Below are 20553 nucleotides of genomic sequence, written 5' to 3'. Positions count from 1 at the left end.
TTCAGTCTTTCTTGCCACCAACGGCGGAATGTTGGCCTTGGGGTTGGCGATGTGGCTGGGCCGTGCCGTCTTCACCGAGTTTGCGATTGCCTTCCACCGAACGGCCGCCACCAATCATCATGGCGCGGTATTCCTCTTCGGTCATGCCAGTCATGCTGCCGGCCATCTGCTGGAAGCTGCGGCCATGTGTGGCGCCAATCTTGGCGAGGAAATAGATATTGCCGCCCAGGCTGATGGCGCGGTTCAGATCCATGTCCAGCACGGACTGTTTCTGCTCTTCCGACATCGCCCACTCGTCCAGATAGGCACGCTGGTTGGCCTTGAAACGTTCGCGGTTCTCGGCCTTCATCAGACTCATGCAGAACTGGTTGAGCCAATAGCCCTTGCGGCTTTGCTCTGCGTCAAAAATCGTGGTGCCAGGAATGTCCTGGTAGGGTTTATCGAGTGACATATCAGTCTTTCCAGTACAGGCGGTTGGGGTTGTCCACCAGCAGCTTGCGCTGCAATTCCGGTGTCACCGCAATATGCGGAATAAAGTCCACGAGCAGGCCGTCGTCCGGCATGTGGTCTTTGAGATTCGGGTGCGGCCAGTCAGTGCCCCACAACACGCGGTCGGGGAACTGCTCCACGATGCGCCGGGCAAACGGGATCACGTCGCGGTAGGCGTTTTGTTCGCCGTTCAGTGCCTTGGGGCCAGTCACGCTGAGTCGCTCCGGGCAGCTCACCTTGCTCCATACATTGGTGTGCTCGCGCATGAACTTTTCAAACAGCGCGAACTGCGGTCCGTCCACGGGCAGCGACACGTCGGGGCGCCCCATGTGGTCCACCACCACCGTGGTCGGCAGCGCGGTGAAAAAGTCCCACAGCTCGGGCAGGTCCACCGCTTCAAAGTAGATCACCACATGCCAGCCCCACTTCGCGATACGGTTGGCAATTTCCAGCAACTCGTCCTTGGGCGTGAAGTCCACCAGGCGCTTGACGAAGTTGAAGCGCACGCCGCGCACACCCGCGTCGTGCATGGCCTGGATCTCTTCGTCGGTCACGCTGCGCTTGACCGTGGCCACGCCACGTGCCTTGCCATGGCTGTGCACAAGCGCATCCACCATGGCACGGTTGTCGGCGCCGTGGCAGGTGGCTTGCACGATGACGTTTTTCTCAAACCCCAGGTGGTCGCGCAGTGCAAACAGCTGGTGCTTGGAGGCATCGCACGGCGTGTATTTGCGCTCTGGCGCGTAGGGGAACTCTGCCCCCGGGCCAAACACGTGGCAGTGTGCATCCACCGCGCCCGCGGGCAGCTTGAAGGTGGGCTTGGCCGGGCCGGTGTACCAGTCCATCCAGCCAGCGGTTTTGGTGAAATCACCAGAAGTGGGTTTGCTCATGGTGTGACCTCAGTCGATGTACTTCAAGCCCGCTGCAGCCAGTGGCTCGCGCATCTTGTACATGTCCAGCCCCAGCACACCGGCAGCCAGCTTCGCACGTTTTTCGCCTTCAAAGCTCTCCCGCTTTTGTGCGGCGTCCAGCGTGGCAGCGGCGCGTGCGGCGGGCACGCAGACCACGCCATCGTCATCGGCCACGATCACGTCACCCGGCGTCACTAGCATGCCGGCACAGACGATGGGAATGTTCACCGAGCCCAGCGTGGCCTTGATGGTGCCCTTGCTGCTGATGGCCTTGCTCCAAACCGGGAAGCCCATGCGCTGCAGTTCTTTCACATCGCGCACACCGGCGTCAATGATCAGCGCACGTGCGCCACGTGCCTGGAAGCTGGTGGCCAACAGGTCACCGAAGTAGCCATCGGTGCACTCGGCGGTGACGGTAGCTACGACGATGTCGCCAGGCTGGATCTGCTCTGCCGCTACATGCATCATCCAGTTGTCGCCGGGCTGCAGCAGCACGGTGACGGCGGTGCCAGACACCTGTTGGCCGCTGTAGATCGGGCGCATATAGGGCTTGAGCAGGCCCACGCGGCCCATGGCTTCGTGCACGGTGGCGGAGCCCAGGGCAGCCAGGCCATCTGCGGCTGAGCGGTCGGCTCGGTGGATGTTTCTGTAGACAACGCCTAGTTCGTACATTTCTGTTTCTCCTAAATCTTTTCTGGGCTCTGTTTCTTCTGGGCCCGCGGCGGATCAGGGGAGAGTGCCTCCGCTCATGTCCCCCGCTCGCTGCGCGAGCTCCTCCTTGACTTCGCTGCGGCACTCACCCCTACTCCGCCGCTACGAAGGGCGTTTGCTTTCTCGTCACCAATCCAATCACGCGGACAAGGCGTGGGGTGGTTGGGCGTTTTGTGAAGGTCAAGGAGGAGCCCGCAAAGCGGGCGGGGGACACGCAGCAAAACGCCCAACCACCCCGCGCCTCCACACCAAGCAAGCAGACCTACCGCCCCTTGGCCTTCAACGCAGCATCCAACCGAGGAAACACGCGCCGCGCATTCCCCTCGTAGATCTCAAACCGATCCTCGTTGCTCAAAATCTTCGACGCCTCGATATAGCGTTTGGTGTCGTCGTAATAGTGGCCCGTCTGCGGATCAATGCCACGCACCGCCCCAATCATCTCGGACGCAAACAACACGTTCTTCACCGGAATCACGGTGTTGAGCAGGTCGATACCAGGCTGGTGGTAGACGCAGGTGTCGAAGTAAATGTTGTTGAGCAAATGCTCTTCCAGCAGCGGCTTCTTGAGCTCCTGCGCCAGACCGCGAAAACGCCCCCAGTGGTAGGGCACAGCGCCGCCACCATGGGGAATCAGGAACTTGAGTGTGGGGAACTGCTTGAACAGATCGCTGGTCAGGCACTGCATGAAAGCCGTGGTGTCGGCATTCAGGTAGTGGGCACCGGTGGTGTGGAAGCAAGCATTGCAGCTGGTGCTCACGTGGATCATCGCGGGGATGTCGTACTCCACCATCTTCTCGTAGATGGGGAACCACTGCTTGTCGCTCAGGGGCGGTGAATTCCAATGGCCGCCGCTAGGGTCGGGGTTCAGGTTGATGCCCACATTGCCGAACTGCTCCACACACTTCACCAGCTCGGGGATGCAGGTGGCGGGATCCACGCCCGGGCTCTGGGGCAACATGGCCGCGGGGATGAAGTTGTCGGGGAACAACTCACTCACGCGGAAGCACAGCTCGTTGCAAATGGCGGCCCAGGTGCTGGAGACATTGAAGTCGCCAATGTGGTGGGCCATGAAGCTGGCGCGTGGGCTGAAGATGGTGAGGTCGGAGCCACGCTCTTTCATCAGGCGCAGCTGGTTCTGCTCAATGGTCTCGCGCAGCTCGTCATCGCTGATCTTCAGGTCGGCCACCTTGGGGCCCAGCTCGGGGGTGTTCAGGTTGGCAATCTGCGCATTGCGCCAGTTCTCCAGCGCCTTGGGCGCGGTGGTGTAGTGGCCGTGGCAGTCGATGATCATGGGGTGTCTCCTTGAATCTTGTGTGGGGTGCTCAGGCCGGTTCCATACCCTGGCGCTGCTTGGCCTCTGCGGCGTCCACCGAGGCTATGAAAGCCAGCAGATCGCGCACCGCCTCTGCGTGCGTGGAACTGCTACAAACACCGGCTGAAAACGTGGTGGTGATCTGGATGGCGGGGGGCAACGCGCCGACGATGGCAATGCCGTCCACGTGGATCAGCTCGCTGAGTTGCTGAAAACCCAAGGCCACTTCGCCACGGGCTACCAAGGTGCCCACGGGCACACCGGGCGGCGCCTGCACGATGCGGCTCTGGATCGCATCGGCAATGCCCCAGCGCGCGAACAGTTGGGCCAGGGCCACGCCGCTGGGCCCGGTGGAATAGCTGAGGCTGCGGGCGGCCAGCACGGCCTGGCGCACGGCGTCTTCAGACGCGATGTCGGGCAACGCTGTGCCAGCACGCACGGCCACGGCCACGCCGGAGTGCACCAGGTCCACCTTGCTGTCGGCCAGCACGCGGCCTGCGGCCGCCAGCTTATCGATGGCGTCTGAGGCCAGAAACACCACGTCAAACGGCTCGCCGGCCTGCACGCGTTTGGCCGCATCTACACCGCCCACCGATTCGACCTCGACCACCACCCCCGTGCGCTGGGCGTAGGCCGTAGCGAGCTCAGCCAGCAGCTGGCGCGTGGCCATGGATGAGATGCCGCGCAAGGTGACGGGCAAGGAAGGCGTAGGGCTTGGCATGGTGGCTATTCTGGTCTGCGGCTGGGGGTTTGATAAGGCAAACACCCCACTAGCAGCTATCTCAAATTGGCATAATCGGCGAGCAGCTATTCGCTGAAGCCACATCCCCATTTGGAGACCCGCCATGGACCTGAAACAGCTGGAGTACTTTGTGCGGGTGGCCGAGTTGGGCAGCTTCACGCGCGCCTCCATCTCGCTGGACGTGGCCCAACCCGCGCTGAGCCGGCAGATTCGCCTGCTGGAGGTGGAGCTGCGGCAAAACCTGCTGACGCGCAATGGCCGGGGCGCCGTGCCCACCGAGGCCGGCAAGCTGCTGCTGGAGCACGGACGCGGCATCCTGCACCAGGTGCAGCTCACGCGCGAAGAGTTGGGCGCGGCGCGCGGCGCGCTGGCCGGGCGGGTTTCCATCGGCCTGCCGCCCAGCCTGTCCAAGCTCATTACCGTGCCGCTGGTGCTGGCGTTTCGCGAGCATTTACCGCAGGCCCAGCTGACGCTGACCGAGGGTTTTTCGGTGCAGATGCACGAGGGCCTGCGCTTGGGCAATCTGGACATGGCCGTGCTCTACAACCCCGGCCAAAGTACCGAGCTGGAGATGAGCACGCTGGACGAAGACGAGCTCTCGCTGATCTCGCACAACCCGCAGCCCGGCGCCGGTGGCAAGAAGACCAAGGCGGCGCCAGCCATCAGCCTCAAGGAAGTGGCCGACCTGCCGCTGATCCTGCCCAGCCGGCCCAACGCGTTTCGCATCCTCATCGAGGGCGAGATGATGGCCATTGGCCGCCGCCCCGATGTGCTGCTGGAGGTGGATGGCCTGAACGCCATTCTGAACCTGGTGAAGGAAGGCATGGGCCACGCTGTACTGCCCAGCTACACGCTGAGCAACTTCGACAATCCCGAGACCTTCACCGTGCAGTCCATCCACAGCCCGCGCATCATGAGCCAGCTGATGCTGGTGTGGTCAGCCCGCCGTCCCACCACGCAAACCCAGCGCAAGGCCATGGACGTGGTGAGCCAGGTGGTGCTCAAGGCCATCCACCGCTAGCCAGCCACGCTGTTTTCAGCATAGCTGGTATGGCGCGAGCCAGCTTGCCGCTGGTGGGGCAGCGCCCACACACTGTGAATCCAAGAAGAATTCCACAGGAGACCCGGCGCATGCCCATCACCACTCACAAATTCATAGCTGCCTGCGCAATAGTGGCGGTGGCTAGCGGCCTATTTCATGCACAGATGGCCAGCGCACAGGCTGTGGCGGCCAGCTACCCCAACAAGCCCATTCGCCTGGTAGTGCCGTTCACCCCCGGCGGCTCCACCGACATCCTGGCGCGCGCCATTGGCCAGAAGCTCAACGAGGCCTGGGGCCAGCCCGTGGTGATTGACAACGTGCCCGGTGCGGGCGGCTCCATCGGGGCCGACAAGGTGGCGAAGGCGTCAGCCGACGGCTACACCCTGCTCATGGGCCACATCGGCACGCTGGCGGTGAACCCCTCGCTCTACCCCAACCTGCCCTACGACCCGATCAAGAGCTTTGCGCCCGTGGCCTGGGTAGCGCGCGTGCCCAACGTGCTGGTGGTGCACCCCAGCGTGCCCGCCAAGAACGTGAAAGAACTGGTGGCGCTGGCCAAGGCCAAGCCCGGGCAGTTGAACTACGGCTCGGGCGGCAACGGCAGCGCGGCCAACCTGGCCACCGAATATTTCAAGCTGCAAACCGATACCTCACTGTTGCACATTCCCTACCGCGGCACGGCGCCTGCGGTCACTGACCTGGTGGGCGGGCAAATCCAGGTGCTGTTCACCGGCGCACCGGCGGTCATCAACCAGGTCAAGGCCGGGCAGATGCGGGCGCTGGCCGTCTCCAGCCCCAAGCGCATGGACGCCCTGCCCGACGTGCCCACGGTGGCCGAGTCTGGTTTTGCCGGTTTTGAGGCCGACCAGTGGTACGGCGTGGTGGCGCCAGCCGGCACACCGGCCGACATCGTGGCCAAGCTCAACACCCAGATCAACCTCGCGCTGAACAGCGCGGAGCTGAAGACGCGGCTGAACACCGAAGGTGCCATCGCCACACCCGATACCCCGGCCAACTTTGGCAAGCTCATCGTGCGCGAGATTGCGCGCTGGAAGCCCGTGCTGAGCAATGGGCGGGTAAAGGCGGACTAAGTTGGCCCTTCGGTACCTCATTGCCATGCTTGCGTCAGGCTGAAAGCCTCACCTGCGGAAGCAATGGCAAAGGCAGTAATCGACGGCGGATTCAACCGGTCGATGCAACACACTAAAACCTGCGTGAGCAGAAGTAGTGTTGCAGATGAAGTATCGAAATCGGACCTACTACACGGATAGTCAGAAGGCGCTTATGTGGGAGCGCTGGAAGCAAGGTTGGACCCTGCATGAGATTGGTAAATTATTTGATCGCAACCATGATCGGTGCGCCAGATATTGGCCGAGACAGACCGTTCAGCTCGTTGCTTTCAAGCGCCAAAGATTTTGCCGATCAGCAGCGTCTCGCTGCCTGAAGGCCTTCGGAGACAGACCCACACTTCGCTTGAATACCTTGGAAAAGCTGAACGCGTCCTGGTAGCCGACTGCGGTAGCCACCGTCTCCAGCGGCCGGTCGGTTTCGGTCAGCAACTGCACCGCACGTTGCATGCGCAGGGTACGCAAGTGGTTCAGCGGCGTGTCGCCCATGGTTTCGCGGAACCGCTCGGCTAAGGCTGTACGCGACAAACCGGCACGGCGAGCCAGTTCTTCCAGGGTCCAAGCATGTGTGGTCTCCTCGTGCATGAGTGCGAGCACCCGACCAATCTGAGGGTCCTGCTGCGCCTGGCTCCAACCTGGTTGTGCTTGCGCGCAACCGGCAATCACATGACGCAGTGCGTAGGTGAAGATAGCGTCAAGCAAGCCTTGCATGACGATGCTGGCGCCGGGAGTATCACTCGCGCGCAACTCGTCGGCCAACAGACCGCTGACCAATGCCAAAGGATCAAGGCGGGGCAGTTCAGCTGCTCGCAACACGGTGAATGCCGGCATCTCAGCAAAGAATGGGTGAAGTGGCGCATGCCAGAACTGGTACACGCCGCTCAACACCGTGGCCGACGCGTCGGGCGTACCAACAGACAAACGAATCTGGTCGACTTGCTGCCCCTCCAGCGTTGGTTGCGTGCTCAGCAAATGGTCGTGACCGCGACCCAACACGGCAACATCTCCGCTGACAAGGCACAACGGCTCCTGGTGTTCAGGGGTGTGCACATAGACAGGCCCGCGCAAGACGAGGTGAAGACCTATGCTGCGTTCGCACGGAAATCGGAGTGCACGAGAGTGCGCCAGATCGCTGAGGTCCAGAAGTCTGCGCGCGAAGCCAGTGTCGCGCAACATATGGGTGAAGGGGTCGTTGTTCATTACAGTAAATATTGTACTAATGGACATGAAGTTTGAACTTATTGCCATTTTAAGTTCGCTTCTATCTAAATACTATGAACGCCTTCATCAACCCTTTAGGAATTTTTCCATGATCATCGTCACTGGCGCCACCGGCCAACTTGGCCGCCTCGTTGTCAACCAGCTTCTCTCTCGTGGCGTGCCCGCTGCCAGCATCGTTGCAGCTGTGCGCACTCCTTCCAAAGCCTCTGACTTAGCCGCACGCGGTGTGGTTGTGCGCGAGGCCGACTATTCACGCCCCTCCACTCTGGAGGCCGCCTTTGCAGGGGCCGAGCGTGTGCTGCTGATCTCTTCCAGCGAGGTGGGTCAGCGCACCGCACAGCACAGCGCCGTTATCGACGCGGCTAAAAAAGTCGGAGTGCGTCAACTGGCATACACCAGCTCGCTTCACGCTGACCAGTCTCCGATGAGCTTGTCTGCCGAGCATCGCGAGACTGAAGCCCTCATCGAGGCATCAGGATTGCCGTACGTCCTGCTGCGAAACGGCTGGTACGTGGAGAACTACTTGGCCAGCCTGCCCGTTGCGCTTGAGCATGGTGCATTCATCGGCTCAGCCGGTGAGGGCAGGATCTCGTGGGCCCCGCGTGTTGACTACGCGGATGCAGCAGCGGCAGTGCTGACTCAGCCTATTGGTGATAACCAGGTTTTCGAGCTGGCCGGCGACAACGCGTACACCCGAGCTGACATGGTCGCCGAGGTCAACCGCCAGACTGGCAAATCGCTGCATTATGTGAACATGCCTCGCGCTCAGTTCTCTGCAGCGTTGGTAGGTGCCGGTTTGCCTGCACAGATCGCGGAGTTGATCGCTGAGTCCGATGAATACGCGGCACGTGACGCCTTGTTCGACGAGGGGCGACAAATGAGTGCGTTGATCGGTCGTCCGACAACGCCGCTTTCTGCATCAGTGGCCGCTGCGCTTGCTGAAGCCAAAGGCTGAAGGTATGGCTGGACTAGACCTATCGAACGCGAGTGCTGTCGGGGCGATTTAATAGTCAGATCAGCGCTGCAGCTATTTGCAGGGCTGGCCTTTATGACAACGCGCTAGGAGCGCGTTGCCTGAATCGAAATCGCAAGCAGCCGTCAATGTCTGCTTGCGATTTGTGTGGTGCGACAGAGCGATCGGCCGCTTGCGGCCAAAAGGTAAATCGTCTGCGTCGTTGCCCAACGTTCGCCTCCCCCCCAGAGCGGAACACGGGGTGCGCCACCCGATAACGGTCACTCACCGAAGCCCGCTCCTGGCCCAAAGCAAGCACAGAGGTGGTGCACCAATATTCAGGTGCTCTCTCAGAGCATGGTCTACCAGCACATGATCGAGCGACCGCAATCGCCGGTCTAAAAACTCACAGGGGGTAGTGCTTCAATCCCCACAGCAGCGCATTCAGCGTGAAGAACGAAGCGATCGTGGTCGCCAGCAGTGCCGCGGCGCTCACGTCTTCGTGGCCATGGCGCTGCGCCAGGATGGGGTAGATGCCCAGCATGGGCATGGCAGCAAACAGCAGGGCTGCGGTGCGCAGCTGCGGGTCACTGATGGGCACCACCCACAGGAGTGCGATGAACACGCACAGCGGGTGCAGCAGCAGCTTGCCGATCACGATCTTGCCCACCATGCGGCGTTTGCCCTGCATGCGCAAGCCGACCAGCGCGCCGCCAATAACAAACAGCGCCACGGCGGTGGTGGCCTGCGAAAACAGCGTGACCGTGCGCCCGAACGGCCCGGGCAAATGCCACTCCAGCACAGAGAACGCAAAGCCCGCCACGATAGCCACCAGCATGGGCGTGCGCAACAGGCCCAGCAGCGTGGCACCCAGCACACGCCACACGCTGCGGCGTTGGCCCGTGGAACTGGCTTCACTGGCGTCGGCCAGTGACATGAGGATGGGCAGCTTCACCAGGTTCTCCACCACCATGTTCAGGGCCAGCGCCACGGGGGCGATGGCCCCCAGCGTGAGCGAGACCACGGGGTAGCCCACGTAGCCACTGTTGGAGCAGCACATGCCCATGGCGAAGTAGGCGCGGTAGGTCTTCTCACCTTTGTCCACCCAGCGCGCCCAGGCGTAACCGCCCACCAGCATGGTGCACGAGCCCAGGCCGTAGGCCAGCAGGTAGTCGGTGTGCATGACCTCGCGCAACGGGCGTTGCGACACAGCGCTGAACAGCAGTGCGGGTAACGCAAAGTTCAGCACAAACTTACCCAGCACGCGCATATCGGCCTTGCTGAAGACCCTAAAACGGGTGGCGAGAAAACCTGCGGCAATGCACAGGTAGATGGGGCCGGTGATGGCCAGGATATCGAGCATCGGAACCTAGAGAAGAATTGGGAAAGTGGGAGTGTGCCCGTCAGGCTTTGCGTGCGGCCAGCAGGGCGTCAGCATAGTCTTGCCACGCCGCGCCCTTGCCCACGCCGGCAAACACCCCCGCACGGGCCTGATCGGCCACCCGCTGGTGTTTCTCGGCAATCGCGCTGGCCATGGTGGGAGCGAAGCCCGCTTCGCCCACGGTGCGGGCCGACTCGCGCATTTCTTCCGCGCGGCGCTGGCCGTGCTGCACTACGCGGCTGAAGAAGTAGGCGCCCTGCGTCTCCCAGTCGATGCTGGGAAAGGTCTCGGCCAGCGTGGGCAGCACATGGTCTTCCACGCCGTAGGCGCGCGCGGTACTGTAGCTCTCGATCACCAATGCCTCCAGGCCCTTGATCATCACGCTGCGGCACATCTTGATGGCCGATGCCACGCCGATCTCGGGCGCCACGGCCTTGGTGTCCATGCCCATGGCGTTCAGCACCTGTGCCAGCTCGGCCGCCAAGGCACCGCCCAGCAACATGGGCACGCGAATGCCATAGGGTGGCACCGAGGTCATGACGCCAGCCTCCACATAGCGGCCGCCAGCGGCCTCGATCACTTGGGCCGCCTGCTGCTTGGTGCCGGGCGACGCGGAGTTCAGGTCCAGAAACACGGTGCCAGGGCGCAGATGCGCGGCTGCGGCCTGCGCCACGGCCAGCGTGTTGGAGGCGGTGACCGCGGACATCAACACATCACTCCGTGCACACACCGCTTGCAGCGAATCTTCGGGGTTGAGGTGCGCCGCCAGTGCCTGCGCGTGCAGCGCATCGCGCGTGGGTGCAGCCGTCGCCAGTTTCAGGTCCCACACCTGGGTGGACTGAAAATGCGTGCGCAGCCCGGCGGCAAAGGTGTGCCCTACTTCGCCGTAGCCAACCAGCCCCAGATGCTGCAACGACAAGGCCATGGCGTTGTTCCCTGGCCCTAGAGTTTGGGCACGCCAGCCTTGGCGATCACGTCGCCCCAGCGCTTGATTTCGCTGGCCAGCAGCTCACCCAGCTTCTCGGGGGTGGAGCCACGGGCTTCCACGTTCAGCTCATACAGTTTCTTCTTCACATCGGGCGAGTTCACCGCAGCCTGCACCTCCTTGTTCAGGCGGGCGATGACGTCCTTGGGCGTCTTGGCCGGGGCGGCCAGCGCATTCCACGAGGACACGTCAAAGTCCTTCACGCCGCTTTGCATCAGTGTGGGCACATCGGGCAGTTGGCTGGCACGCGTGTCGCTCAGCACGGCCAGCGCGCGGATCGCCTTGGATTGCACCTGGCCCATCATGGGGCCCAGAATTTCCACCGCCACGTCAATCTGCCCACCGCGCAGCGCCGTGGTCAATGCGGGGGTGCCGTTGAAGGGCACGACCAGAAAGTCCACGCCTGCACGGGTCTTGAGCAGCTCGGCGGCCAGGTTTTGCGTGCTGCCGATGTTGACCGTGCCCACGTTGAGTTTGCCGGGGTTGGCCTTGGCATAGGCCAGCAGGTCCGCCATGGTCTTGTAGGGCGCGTTGGGCGAGGCCAGCACGGCCAGGTCAAAGTAGCCCATGGTGGAGATAGGCGCAAAGTCACGCTGCGCGTCAAACGGCAGGCTCTTGAACAGGCCCGCGCTCACCGCAGTACCGTTGGACATGAGCAGCAGCGTGTAGCCATCGGGCTCGGCCTTGGCCACGGCATCGCCCGCCACCACGCCACCCGCGCCCGGCTTGTTGTCCACCACGATGGGCTGGCCCAGCGATTCGGACATCTTCTGCGCCACGGTGCGCGCGGTCAGATCGGCCACGCCACCGGCGCCAAACGGCACCACCAGGCGGATGGGCTTGGACGGAAAGGTGTCGGCCCGCGCAGGCGCTGCGCTGAGCGCGCCTGCCAACACGGAGACCAGCACGGAGGAAAGCAGTTGGCTCAAGGTTTTCATAAGTTTCAGGCTTCTAGCCCCCGTCAATATTGCGCCAACAGCTATTAAATTAATAGCACTACCGAGCCACACCCAGCAATTTGTCCAAGAGCGCAGGCTGCTCCTGCAACCCCTTGGCCGTACCGCTGTGCACCACCGTGCCGCGGTCCAGCACCGCTGCCGTATCGCTGATCGCCAAAATCGCCTGCGGGTGCTGCTCCACGATGATGGCCGAGAGGCCTTCTTCGCGTGTGATGCGGCGAATGGCCCGCAGCAGCTCCTGCACGATGATGGGTGCCAGCCCTTCGCACGGCTCGTCCAGCAACAGCAAGGTGGGGTTCAGCACCAGCGCGCGGCCCACGGCCAGCATTTGCTGCTCCCCCCCCGAGAGTTGCGTGCCCAGGTTGGTCTTGCGTTCGGCCAGGCGCGGGAACAGCTCGTACACGCGGGCAGGTGTCCACATCGCCGCCGTACGCCCCGCACGGGCCGGCCGCGCCACCGCCGTCAGGTTCTCGTCCACGGTCAGCGACTTGAAGATGTTGCGCTCCTGTGGCACCCAGCCAATGCCAGCAGCAGCCCGCTCAAACTGCGGCAGCTTGTGCAGGGCCGCACCGCCCAGGGTGATGGTCCCGCCGTGCTGGCGCGTGGCGCCGGCCAGGGTGTTCATGAAGGTGGTCTTGCCCGTGCCGTTGCGCCCCAGCAGGGCCAGGGTTTCGCCTTCGTTGATACGGACGGACACCCCATGCAGCACCACAGCCTCGCCATAGCCGGCAGAGAGGTTCTCGACGTTAAGCAGCTCAGCCATGGTGGACCTCCTCACCTTCGGCATGGCCGAGGTACACCGCCTTGACCTGCGGGTCGTTGGCAATCTGCGCGGGGTCGCCCTCGGTGAGCACCGTGCCGTTGACCAGCACCGTCATGCGGTTGGCAAAGCTAAACACCAGATCCATGTCATGTTCAATCAAAAGGATGGACACATCGGCCGGCAGGGCCGCTACGGTTTGCAGCAGCTCCTCACGCTCGCCCGCGGGCACACCGGCCACGGGTTCGTCCAGCAGCAGCACGCGCGGCTCGCAGGCCAGCGCAATCGCAATCTCCAGCAGGCGGCGCTTGCCGTAGGCCAGCACCCGGGTTTCCTGCGCCATCACGCTGGTCAGGTGGAACTGCTCTAGCAGCTGTTCGCAGCGCTCGGTCACGCGCGGGTTGGCGCCCAGCGCCTGCCACCACTTGCCGCCCAGGCCCTGGTGTTGGCTGACCACCATGGACAGGGTCTCCAGCGGGCTCAACGTGTCAAACAGCTGGTTGATCTGGAAGGTACGCACCATGCCGCGGCGCACGCGCTGGTGCGGTGCCAGGTTGGTGATGTCCTGGTCTTCCAGAATGATCTTGCCCTCGGTGGGTTGCAACACGCCGGTCAGCAGGTTGATCAGCGTGGTCTTGCCCGCACCGTTGGGGCCAATCAGTGCGTGGCGGGCCCCTTGCTTCAGGTCCAGCGTGACGTTGTTGGTGGCGGTGATGCCACCAAACTTCATCACCAGGCCCTGGGCACTGAGGACGGTCGCTGCAGCGTTGCTTGTGGGGTTGCTCATGCGGCACCTCCCGTCTTGTTCTTCTTGGCACCGAACCAGGTCCAGGGCCGCACCAGGCGTTCGCGCCCGACCAGCACCAGCACCACCAGAAACAGGCCAATCCAGAAGGTCCAGTACTGCGGGGTGATGTTGGAAATGAAGTCCTGCATGAGTTTGAAGACCAGGGCCCCTGCCACGCCGCCATACAGCCAGCCCACCCCGCCGATGACCAGCACCAACATCACATCGGCCGAGCGGTGAAACTCAAACACGTCCAGCGAGGCAAAGCCCGAGGTCTGCGCCAGCAAGGCACCGGCCGCACCGGCTGCACCGGCGGCCACCGTGTAGGCCACGGCCAAGCGCTGCGACACCGGAATTCCAATGGCCATGGCACGCAGGCGGTTGTCGTGGATGGCCTTGAGCGTGGCACCAAAGGGTGAGCCAACAAAGCGGCGCGCCAACACAAACAGGATGAGCAGCACGGTGAGCGAATACCAGGCCGCGGTCTGGCCGGCGAGGTCGAACTCGAAGCGCCCCAACAGCGGCCCCATGACCACCCCCTGCAGGCCGTCGGCACCGCCGGTCAACCAGTCCAGCTTGTTGGCCAGTTCCATGAGGATGAGCCCAACACCCAGAGTGACCATCAGCCGGGTCAAGTCGGTGCCACGCAGGATGGTGACGCTGCAGACGGCCCCCAGCACCGTGGCAATGGCAATGCCCACCACCAGGCCGACCAACGGGTCCGGCATGATGAACTTGGCAAACAGCGCGGCCGAGTAGGCGCCCATGCCAAAGAAGGCGGCGTGACCCAGTGAGACGATGCCGGTGTAGCCGAGGATGATGTCCAGCGAGAGCGCAAACAGCGCCACGATGGCGATCTCGTTGATGATGAGCGCATGGGTAGACAGCAGCCAGGGCGAGGCCAGGGCCGCGGCCCACAGCACGACTTCCCACCAGCGCCAGCGGCGCGCGGCCAACAGGATGTTGGGCTTGGAGGTTTCGGTGGTCATGCCTTGCCCCCTTTGCGCACAAACAGGCCTTGCGGGCGCCACACCAGGATCAGGATCATCAGGCTGTAGACGATGAAGGCACCGAGTTTGGGGATGTAGTACTTGCCGGCCACGTCGGCAATGCCCAGCAGCAGAGCGGCGAGCAGCGGGCCGGTGATGCTGGAGGTACCGCCCACGGCGACCACAATCAAAAAGTAAATCATGAACTTGAGGGGAAAGGTGGGGTCCATGCCCAGCACGTCGGCACCCAGCGCACCGCCCAAACCGGCGAGGCCCGAACCCACGGCAAAGGTGGAGAGGAACACCACGTTCACGTTGATGCCCAGGCCGGCGGCGACACGCTGGTCGTCTACCGATGCGCGCAGGCGGCTGCCAAAGCGGGTCTTGGTCAGGATGTACTGCAGCCCAACCGTGAGCGCGGCACACACGGCAATGATGAACAAACGGTAGTGGCCCATGCCCAGCATCCAGGCGCCCTCACCCAGTTCGGTGCGGCCCTTGAGCCATTCGGGCAGTTGCAGGATTTGCTGGGTGGAGCCGACAAAGTAGTCCACCGCGGCCACGGCCATGAAGGTCAGGCCGATGGAGAACAGCACCTGGTCCAAATGGGGCTTGTGGTACAGCGGGCGGTACAGCGTGCGTTCCAGCACACCGCCCAAGAGCGCAGCACCCAGAAAGGCGGCGGGCAGGCACAGCAGGAAGGGCACATTGAGGCGCTGCATCAGCAGCACGGTGATGTAGCCCCCCACCATGGCAAAGGCGCCGTGGGCCAGGTTGATGAAGTTCATCAGGCCCATCGTCACCGCCAGGCCGACGGCCAGGATGAAGAGCAGCATGCCATAGGCAATGCCGTCAAAAAGCAGGGTCAACATAATTTACCTATCCATATCTCGCGGGGCGGGCCCTACGGTAGCGCGCGGGCAACAAAAAAGCGAGGGGAGTGCCATCGCTTTTTTGCCTGGGAGTGAACGCCGGGTTACTTGGTTTTGCCCGGATCCTTGACGTCCTTGATCACATCGAATTCGATGTTGTAGAGTTCGCCGTCTTTCTTCTCGACCTTGCGCAGGTAGATGTTTTGCACCACGTCACGGGTTTGCGCGTCGATGAACATGGGGCCGCGGGGGCTCTCGAAAATCTGGCCCTTCATGGCGGCCAGCAGCGCATCGCCACCGCCAGCGCCCTTGGTGACCTTGAGCGCTTCGTAGATCACGCGCATGCCGTCGTAGCCGCCTACGGCCATGAAGTTGGGGCGCAGGTTGTTGTTGGCCTTCTTGAAGGCTTCGACAAACTTTTTGTTCAAAGCAGATGGGTGGGCCGTGGAGTAGTGGTGCGAGGTGACCACGCCCAGGGCGCCATCACCCATGTCGTTCAACTGGTCGTCATCGGTCACGTCGCCGGTACCAATGAGCTTGATGCCAGCCTTGTCCATGCCGCGTTCCAGAAACTGCTTCATCACCGCTGCGCCTGCGCCGGACGGCACAAACACAAACAGCGCATCGGGCTTCAGGTCACGCACCTTTTGCAGGAAGGGGGCGAAGTCGGGGTTGCGCAGGGGCACGCGCAAGCTCTCGGTGATCTGGCCACCGTTGAACAGCATGCGCTCCTTGAAGTACTTCTCGGCATCGATGCCGGGGCCGTAGTCGGACACCAGGGTCACAACCTTCTTGATGCCGTTCTTGGGCGCCCAGTCGGCCAGGGCCACAGAGGCCTGGGGCAGCGTGAAGCTGGTGCGCACCACATAGGGTGATGCCTCGGTGATGCTGGAGGTCGCCGCGGCCATCACCACCAATGGGGTCTTGGACTGGGTGGCAATCGCGGCGGTGGCGAGGGCGGAAGGCGTGATGCCCATGCCGGCCAGCACATTGACCTTGTCGTTCACCACCAGCTCTTGCGCCAGACGCTTGGTCACGTCAGGGATGCTGGTGTCGTCCTTGATGATGAGCTGGACTTTTTTGCCTCCAATCATGTCGCCGTTTTGCGCCATGTAGAGCTTGGCCGCGGCTTCGATCTGGCGGCCGGTGGTGGCCTGTTGGCCGGTCATGGGCAGGATCAGGCCAATCTTGAAAGTGTTGTCCTGCGCGAGGGCTGCGGTGCCCACCAAAGCCAGGCTGGCCAAGGCGGTGGCGCGAAGGAAGTGGCGCTTGTTCATGTGCTGTCTCCTGTTGGGGTTTTGTAATCTCACACTGGCCGAAATATCGCCGCTAAACGGGACTTGTGCAATCGAGAATCCCCACTCTTTGATATAGCATTTTGCAATATCCCACCGAAAAACTACGCCGGTATTGCAGTTTTCTCGGGGCGGTAGGCGCTGTCCAGCGTGATGCAGCCCACCACCCGCGACACGCACACGCAAATGCGCTGGTTCGCCTGCTTCTCATGCGGGCTGAGGAACACATCGCGGTGGTCAATCTCGCCCTCCAGGGCCAGCACATTGGTGGCGCACAAGCCGCATTCGCCCTTGCGGCAGTTGGAAAGCATGGGCACACCGGCCATCTCCAGCGCCTCCAGCAGGCTGCCGTCTTCGGGCACCTGCAGCGCCAGACCCTGAGGCGCCACGCGCACACTGAAGGCTTGGGCCGGCAGGCGGCCGCTGTTGCCAAAGGTCTCGAACCGCAGGTCCACCGCCGGGCGGGCCGCCTGTGCCCAGGCCAGGCGCGCGGCCTCCAGCATGCCGCTGGGGCCACACACCACCATCTGGGCGCCCGGGGGCAGCGCGGCAATCTCGGCCGCAAAGTCCACATGCTGGCCCTGGTCGGACGCCAGGGTGTTCAGACGCTCGCCCAGCAGCGCGCGCAGCGGCTCGGCGTAGGCCAGCTCAGCCGTGGTGCGTGCTGCCAGCAGCATGCGCAGGGGCGTGGCACGGGGCGCCAGCTGTTGCGCCATGCCCAGCAGGGGCGTGACGCCAATGCCACCGGCCACCAGCAGCGTGGCGCTGGCCTGTTGGCTGGCGGCAAACTGGTCCACCGGCGTGCTGATGCGCAGGCGGTCGCCCACCGCCAGGCGCCACATGGCGTGGGAGCCACCGCGGCTCTGTTCTGCGCGCTTCACGGCAATGCGATAGCCACTGGCATCGGGCAGGCCCACCAGCGAGTACGAACGCGCTTGTGGGCGGCCCTGCAACAGCAGCTCCACCTGCAGGTGGGCGCCAGGCGTGTAGGACTGCACGGCATCGCCCACCGCGGTGGGCACCAACACAAATTCACGCACCGTGGGAGTGATGTCCAGCACCGACTGCACGGTGGCGGTGGACCAGGAAAGATGGCTGTGCATAAAGGGCTCTTGGATCGGGATGGGGTTAGCTGCGTTTGCGAATCAGGCGCACGCCGGGCATGGCGTGCAGGTGCTGGCTGTGCACGGCCTCGCGCAGGTTGCGCTGGGCCAGGCGCGAGTGCTCGCGCATCAGGCTCTCGGCGCGACTGCCCTCGCGGCGCTCAATCGCGTCCAGTACCTGGCGGTGCTGGTCCTGCGCAACGATGAGCATGTCGCGCGCACTGGGCGAATTGGCCTGCACCACCACAAAGCCCGAGGGCGAGGCGAACGGCAGGCTGTAGACGCGCTCCAGCTCGCGTGCGACCACGGCGCTGGCCGACATCTCGCCCAACAGAGCATGGAAGCGTGCGTTCAGGTCCACATAGCGGGAGAACGCCGCCTCGTCCAGCGCGGGCTGGGCCAGCACGCTGTCAATCGCGTCCAGGCACCCACGCGCCTCGGCCAACACCAAAGGGGCCACACCGCGCTCGGCACACAGGCGGGCCGACAGCCCTTCCAGCGTGCCGCGCAGCTCGATGGCGTCCGACACATCGCGCTCGGAAAAGGTTTTGACCGCATAGCCACCATGTGGCAACGCGTCCAGCAGGCCCTCCTGCTCCAGCCGCATCAGTGCGGCGCGAATGGGCGTGCGGGAAAAACCCAGCTTCTCCACGATGGTGAGTTCGGCAATGCGTGCACCAGCAGGCAGTTCACCGGCCAGAATCATCTCGCGCAGGCGCAGCAAGGCTTGCACCTGCACGCTACTTTGGGCATTGTTTGTGCCGCTAGCCCCCGTAGAATCTGCGCTAGCAGCTATCAAAACAGGAGCAATCTGCGGGCGTGGATGGGGTGCCGTCATCATTTCAACCTGCCACCGCACGAATCGGAATCACCGCCTTCGCGGCCGGCACGCCGCCCACCTGCTCTTTGGCCACCATGCCGTCGATCAGGCGGCGTGCCCACATGGAGCCAGCGTCTATGCTTAGGTTGTAGAAGCTGTAGCCGGGGTGGTCGTCGATGGCTTTTTGCTGGGCTTCGAGCACCAGCTCGTCCTCGCGGAAGATGCTGGCCACGCCCTCGCGCAGCTTGTGCGTCAGCGCCTGTTCGCCCAGGCAGTAGTTGCGCGCAAACGCCCAGAAGTACAGACAGCTGCCATCGGTCTCGGGGGTGATGGTGTTGAGCACAAAGCCGTTCACGCCACGCTGGCGCTGGCTCAGGCTGGCATCGCCCTGGTTGCCACCGGGCGGGATGGCGCCGGTGCCTGCCTGGGCCACGCCCACGTCGATGGACACGGTGCACGGCGCCTCGAAGCGGATGATCTGCCAGCGGTCCACCGGCCCCTCGTAGCCCAGCGCGTGCTTGATTTGCCCGGCCCAAAACGGGGGCGCGTCGATGTTCTCCATCCAGCGCGTGACCGTGGCGGTGCGGTCGCCGTGGGTGGCCACAAACGGAGCCTCTGCCACGGCACGCTGGCCGATGCTGGAGCCGTGCACAAAGGTCTCGTGCGTCAGGTCCATCAGGTTGTCCACCACCAGGCGGTAGTCGCACTGCACGCGAATCATCTTGCCGTCACCCGCCCAGGCGGGGTCGTCGTTCCAGTGCAAGTCAGGCACCAGCGCGGGGTCAGCCTTGGCCGGGTCGCCGGGCCAGATCCAGACAAAGCGGTGCTTTTCCACCACCGGGTAGCTGCGCACGCAGGCCGACGGGTTGATGCTCTCTTGGCTGGGCATGTGGGTGCAGCGCCCCTCGGCGTTGAACACCAGTCCGTGGTAGCCGCAGGTCACCTCGTCACCGTCCAAGCGCCCCATGGACAAGGGCAGCAGGCGGTGCCAGCAGGCGTCTTCCAGCGCGGCCACCGCGCCGCCCAGCGTGCGGTACAGCACCAGTTTCTGGTTGCAGATGGTACGCGGCAACAGCGTGCGGGCCACTTCCACGTCGTAGGCGGCGGCGTACCAGGCGTTCAGGGGAAAGGAGGATTTGGCGGTCTTCATAGATACCGAATGTATACATTGAAGACGTTTTTGTGCGGTTTTTTGGCTTATTCCGCCTTCTTTCTGATATTCCTGTATTCAATACCAGCAGCACACCCTGAAAATTTCTACCCCTGACAGCGCTTAAGCCGCCTGCAGTTGTGCCAATTGCTGGCGCAGGTCGGCGTTTTCAGCTTCCAGCGCGGCCACGCGTTGCTGCAGTGCCTGCAAGGGGTCGGCCGGGTGGGCATCGGCGTCGGCCGACAGATCGGCCCGCGCCGCCCGTTTGGCGTCGCGCACGCGCTTGGCGGCTTGTTTGAGCTGGTCTTTGCCAGCGGTGGCCGCAGCCACCTGCTCTTCCGCCGGCAAGGTGGCCACGGCGGCGGCGGCATTGATGGAGATGGTTCCCGACTTGACAGCGGCCACCAGTTCGGGCGCCGCCTGCTTCTGGATCTTCTCGATCATCACCACTTGGTTGCTGCTCAGGCGAGCAGCCTTAGCAATGTCTTCGCGGCTTTGGCGGGGCTCCGGCGCTGCAGTGCTCGTGCTGGCAGTGCCCTCGTTCGTCACCGCATCGGCGCCAGATGCTGCAGCCTGCGCGCGGGCACGGCGCTCAGAGATGATTTCCCGCTTGCGCAAGGCCAGCACACCGCGCTGAAAGTCCGACACGCTGCGCCGCCCCAGGTGTTGGTCGATCATCCACAGGTGCACATCGTCCATGGACCGGAACAATGTGCTCTGCAGTGTCTGGAACGGCAGGCCGTGTTTTTGGCAAATGCCATAGCGGTTGTGGCCATCCACCAGCACATCGCCCCACAGTACCAGGGCATCCCGGCAGCCTTCCGCCAGAATGCTGCGTTCCAGCGCTTCGTACTCCTCAGGGGTCAGCGGATCAATATAGGCTTTCAGGGTTTCGTTGACGACGATGTGCATGGATGGTTCAAGGGAAAAAGATGGACTAAAAAA

At 63.3% G+C, this 20553-nt stretch carries 21 protein-coding genes; 3 read left to right on the top strand and 18 right to left on the bottom strand.

All coding sequences use genetic code 11. The features are described from left to right. Position 1: 1 nt before the first annotated feature. From ligA to AC097R_RS04110, 5 genes are all read right to left on the bottom strand, one after another. A complete protein-coding gene (gene ligA / locus AC097R_RS04130; protein ID WP_479596349.1) occupies positions 2-451 on the bottom strand; it encodes a protocatechuate 4,5-dioxygenase subunit alpha in 450 nt (149 codons plus the stop codon). A gap of 1 nt (position 452) precedes the next feature. Further along, positions 453-1379: an amidohydrolase family protein gene (locus AC097R_RS04125; protein WP_479596348.1), complete on the bottom strand. Its 927-nt coding sequence runs from the start codon at positions 1377-1379 to the stop codon at positions 453-455. 9 nt (positions 1380-1388) lie between these two features. After that, positions 1389-2072, bottom strand: coding sequence for a 4-carboxy-4-hydroxy-2-oxoadipate aldolase/oxaloacetate decarboxylase (gene ligK, locus AC097R_RS04120; RefSeq protein WP_479596347.1), 684 nt, complete (start codon positions 2070-2072; stop codon positions 1389-1391). A 301-nt stretch (positions 2073-2373) separates the two neighbouring features. Then, positions 2374-3402: an amidohydrolase family protein gene (locus tag AC097R_RS04115; protein ID WP_479596346.1), complete on the bottom strand. Its 1029-nt coding sequence runs from the start codon at positions 3400-3402 to the stop codon at positions 2374-2376. Positions 3403-3433: 31 nt separating this feature from the next. Next, the gene (locus tag AC097R_RS04110; RefSeq protein WP_479596345.1) at positions 3434-4144 is read right to left on the bottom strand and encodes a substrate-binding domain-containing protein; all 711 of its coding nucleotides are present in this window, start codon (positions 4142-4144) and stop codon (positions 3434-3436) included. A gap of 124 nt (positions 4145-4268) precedes the next feature. Between AC097R_RS04110 and AC097R_RS04105 the strand changes: the two genes are divergently transcribed. Both AC097R_RS04105 and AC097R_RS04100 read left to right on the top strand, forming a co-directional pair. After that, positions 4269-5186 (top strand): LysR family transcriptional regulator, encoded by a 918-nt coding sequence (locus AC097R_RS04105; protein ID WP_479596344.1) that lies wholly within the window; start codon positions 4269-4271, stop codon positions 5184-5186. Between the two features lie 110 nt (positions 5187-5296). Further along, on the top strand, positions 5297-6298 hold the full coding sequence (locus AC097R_RS04100) for a Bug family tripartite tricarboxylate transporter substrate binding protein (RefSeq protein WP_479596343.1): 1002 nt from the start codon (positions 5297-5299) through the stop codon (positions 6296-6298). Between the two features lie 294 nt (positions 6299-6592). Here AC097R_RS04100 and AC097R_RS04095 read toward each other — a convergent pair whose 3' ends face one another. Next, positions 6593-7534: an AraC family transcriptional regulator gene (locus AC097R_RS04095; RefSeq protein WP_479596342.1), complete on the bottom strand. Its 942-nt coding sequence runs from the start codon at positions 7532-7534 to the stop codon at positions 6593-6595. A gap of 109 nt (positions 7535-7643) precedes the next feature. Between AC097R_RS04095 and AC097R_RS04090 the strand changes: the two genes are divergently transcribed. Further along, on the top strand, positions 7644-8510 hold the full coding sequence (locus AC097R_RS04090; protein WP_479596341.1) for an SDR family oxidoreductase: 867 nt from the start codon (positions 7644-7646) through the stop codon (positions 8508-8510). Between the two features lie 403 nt (positions 8511-8913). Here the strand turns inward: AC097R_RS04090 and AC097R_RS04085 are convergent, their stop codons facing one another. From AC097R_RS04085 to AC097R_RS04030, 12 genes are all read right to left on the bottom strand, one after another. Next, complete coding sequence (locus tag AC097R_RS04085) at positions 8914-9870, bottom strand: AEC family transporter (RefSeq protein WP_479596340.1); 957 nt, start codon at positions 9868-9870, stop codon at positions 8914-8916. 40 nt (positions 9871-9910) lie between these two features. Beyond that, positions 9911-10813, bottom strand: coding sequence for an NAD(P)-dependent oxidoreductase (locus AC097R_RS04080; RefSeq protein ID WP_479596339.1), 903 nt, complete (start codon positions 10811-10813; stop codon positions 9911-9913). A 17-nt stretch (positions 10814-10830) separates the two neighbouring features. Then, positions 10831-11811 carry a Bug family tripartite tricarboxylate transporter substrate binding protein gene (locus tag AC097R_RS04075; RefSeq protein ID WP_479596338.1) on the bottom strand — a complete coding sequence of 327 codons (981 nt, stop codon included), beginning with the start codon at positions 11809-11811 and terminating at the stop codon, positions 10831-10833. A gap of 58 nt (positions 11812-11869) precedes the next feature. Beyond that, on the bottom strand, positions 11870-12595 hold the full coding sequence (locus tag AC097R_RS04070) for an ABC transporter ATP-binding protein (RefSeq protein ID WP_479596337.1): 726 nt from the start codon (positions 12593-12595) through the stop codon (positions 11870-11872). Beyond that, positions 12588-13379 (bottom strand): ABC transporter ATP-binding protein, encoded by a 792-nt coding sequence (locus AC097R_RS04065; RefSeq protein ID WP_479596336.1) that lies wholly within the window; start codon positions 13377-13379, stop codon positions 12588-12590. The genes AC097R_RS04070 and AC097R_RS04065 overlap by 8 nt, the downstream gene beginning before the upstream one ends. Continuing rightward, complete coding sequence (locus AC097R_RS04060; RefSeq protein ID WP_479596335.1) at positions 13376-14368, bottom strand: branched-chain amino acid ABC transporter permease; 993 nt, start codon at positions 14366-14368, stop codon at positions 13376-13378. The genes AC097R_RS04065 and AC097R_RS04060 overlap by 4 nt, the downstream gene beginning before the upstream one ends. Continuing rightward, the gene (locus AC097R_RS04055) at positions 14365-15240 is read right to left on the bottom strand and encodes a branched-chain amino acid ABC transporter permease (RefSeq protein ID WP_479596334.1); all 876 of its coding nucleotides are present in this window, start codon (positions 15238-15240) and stop codon (positions 14365-14367) included. The genes AC097R_RS04060 and AC097R_RS04055 overlap by 4 nt, the downstream gene beginning before the upstream one ends. A gap of 104 nt (positions 15241-15344) precedes the next feature. Then, positions 15345-16517 (bottom strand): ABC transporter substrate-binding protein, encoded by a 1173-nt coding sequence (locus AC097R_RS04050; RefSeq protein WP_479596333.1) that lies wholly within the window; start codon positions 16515-16517, stop codon positions 15345-15347. Positions 16518-16639: 122 nt separating this feature from the next. Next, complete coding sequence (locus tag AC097R_RS04045; RefSeq protein WP_479596332.1) at positions 16640-17638, bottom strand: PDR/VanB family oxidoreductase; 999 nt, start codon at positions 17636-17638, stop codon at positions 16640-16642. Between the two features lie 25 nt (positions 17639-17663). Beyond that, positions 17664-18476, bottom strand: a complete 813-nt coding sequence (locus AC097R_RS04040; RefSeq protein ID WP_479596331.1) for a GntR family transcriptional regulator — start codon at positions 18474-18476, stop codon at positions 17664-17666. A 4-nt stretch (positions 18477-18480) separates the two neighbouring features. Next, positions 18481-19608: an aromatic ring-hydroxylating dioxygenase subunit alpha gene (locus tag AC097R_RS04035; protein WP_479596330.1), complete on the bottom strand. Its 1128-nt coding sequence runs from the start codon at positions 19606-19608 to the stop codon at positions 18481-18483. Between the two features lie 123 nt (positions 19609-19731). After that, positions 19732-20520, bottom strand: a complete 789-nt coding sequence (locus AC097R_RS04030) for a ParB N-terminal domain-containing protein (RefSeq protein ID WP_479596329.1) — start codon at positions 20518-20520, stop codon at positions 19732-19734. Positions 20521-20553: the final 33 nt, after the last annotated feature.

This window comes from Rhodoferax sp. ZS1R25 (assembly GCF_056521335.1).
The sequence above is the reverse complement of the archived record's forward strand: the minus strand, read 5'-3'. Positions and strand labels throughout refer to the sequence as shown.

Bases quoted from the DNA above. Each gene is read 5' to 3' on its own strand.
- AC097R_RS04090 (WP_479596341.1), top strand. From the start codon at position 7,644: ATGATCATCGTCACTGGCGCCACCGGCCAACTTGGCCGCCTCGTTGTC.
- AC097R_RS04125 (WP_479596348.1), bottom strand. From the start codon at position 1,379: ATGAGCAAACCCACTTCTGGTGATTTCACCAAAACCGCTGGCTGGATG.
- AC097R_RS04050 (WP_479596333.1), bottom strand. From the start codon at position 16,517: ATGAACAAGCGCCACTTCCTTCGCGCCACCGCCTTGGCCAGCCTGGCT.
- AC097R_RS04105 (WP_479596344.1), top strand. From the start codon at position 4,269: ATGGACCTGAAACAGCTGGAGTACTTTGTGCGGGTGGCCGAGTTGGGC.
- AC097R_RS04040 (WP_479596331.1), bottom strand. From the start codon at position 18,476: ATGACGGCACCCCATCCACGCCCGCAGATTGCTCCTGTTTTGATAGCT.
- AC097R_RS04075 (WP_479596338.1), bottom strand. From the start codon at position 11,811: ATGAAAACCTTGAGCCAACTGCTTTCCTCCGTGCTGGTCTCCGTGTTG.
- AC097R_RS04035 (WP_479596330.1), bottom strand. From the start codon at position 19,608: ATGAAGACCGCCAAATCCTCCTTTCCCCTGAACGCCTGGTACGCCGCC.
- AC097R_RS04080 (WP_479596339.1), bottom strand. From the start codon at position 10,813: ATGGCCTTGTCGTTGCAGCATCTGGGGCTGGTTGGCTACGGCGAAGTA.
- AC097R_RS04085 (WP_479596340.1), bottom strand. From the start codon at position 9,870: ATGCTCGATATCCTGGCCATCACCGGCCCCATCTACCTGTGCATTGCC.
- AC097R_RS04100 (WP_479596343.1), top strand. From the start codon at position 5,297: ATGCCCATCACCACTCACAAATTCATAGCTGCCTGCGCAATAGTGGCG.
- AC097R_RS04095 (WP_479596342.1), bottom strand. From the start codon at position 7,534: ATGAACAACGACCCCTTCACCCATATGTTGCGCGACACTGGCTTCGCG.
- ligK (WP_479596347.1), bottom strand. From the start codon at position 2,072: ATGTACGAACTAGGCGTTGTCTACAGAAACATCCACCGAGCCGACCGC.
- AC097R_RS04060 (WP_479596335.1), bottom strand. From the start codon at position 14,368: ATGACCACCGAAACCTCCAAGCCCAACATCCTGTTGGCCGCGCGCCGC.
- AC097R_RS04070 (WP_479596337.1), bottom strand. From the start codon at position 12,595: ATGGCTGAGCTGCTTAACGTCGAGAACCTCTCTGCCGGCTATGGCGAG.
- AC097R_RS04065 (WP_479596336.1), bottom strand. From the start codon at position 13,379: ATGAGCAACCCCACAAGCAACGCTGCAGCGACCGTCCTCAGTGCCCAG.
- ligA (WP_479596349.1), bottom strand. From the start codon at position 451: ATGTCACTCGATAAACCCTACCAGGACATTCCTGGCACCACGATTTTT.
- AC097R_RS04055 (WP_479596334.1), bottom strand. From the start codon at position 15,240: ATGTTGACCCTGCTTTTTGACGGCATTGCCTATGGCATGCTGCTCTTC.
- AC097R_RS04030 (WP_479596329.1), bottom strand. From the start codon at position 20,520: ATGCACATCGTCGTCAACGAAACCCTGAAAGCCTATATTGATCCGCTG.
- AC097R_RS04110 (WP_479596345.1), bottom strand. From the start codon at position 4,144: ATGCCAAGCCCTACGCCTTCCTTGCCCGTCACCTTGCGCGGCATCTCA.
- AC097R_RS04045 (WP_479596332.1), bottom strand. From the start codon at position 17,638: ATGCACAGCCATCTTTCCTGGTCCACCGCCACCGTGCAGTCGGTGCTG.
- AC097R_RS04115 (WP_479596346.1), bottom strand. From the start codon at position 3,402: ATGATCATCGACTGCCACGGCCACTACACCACCGCGCCCAAGGCGCTG.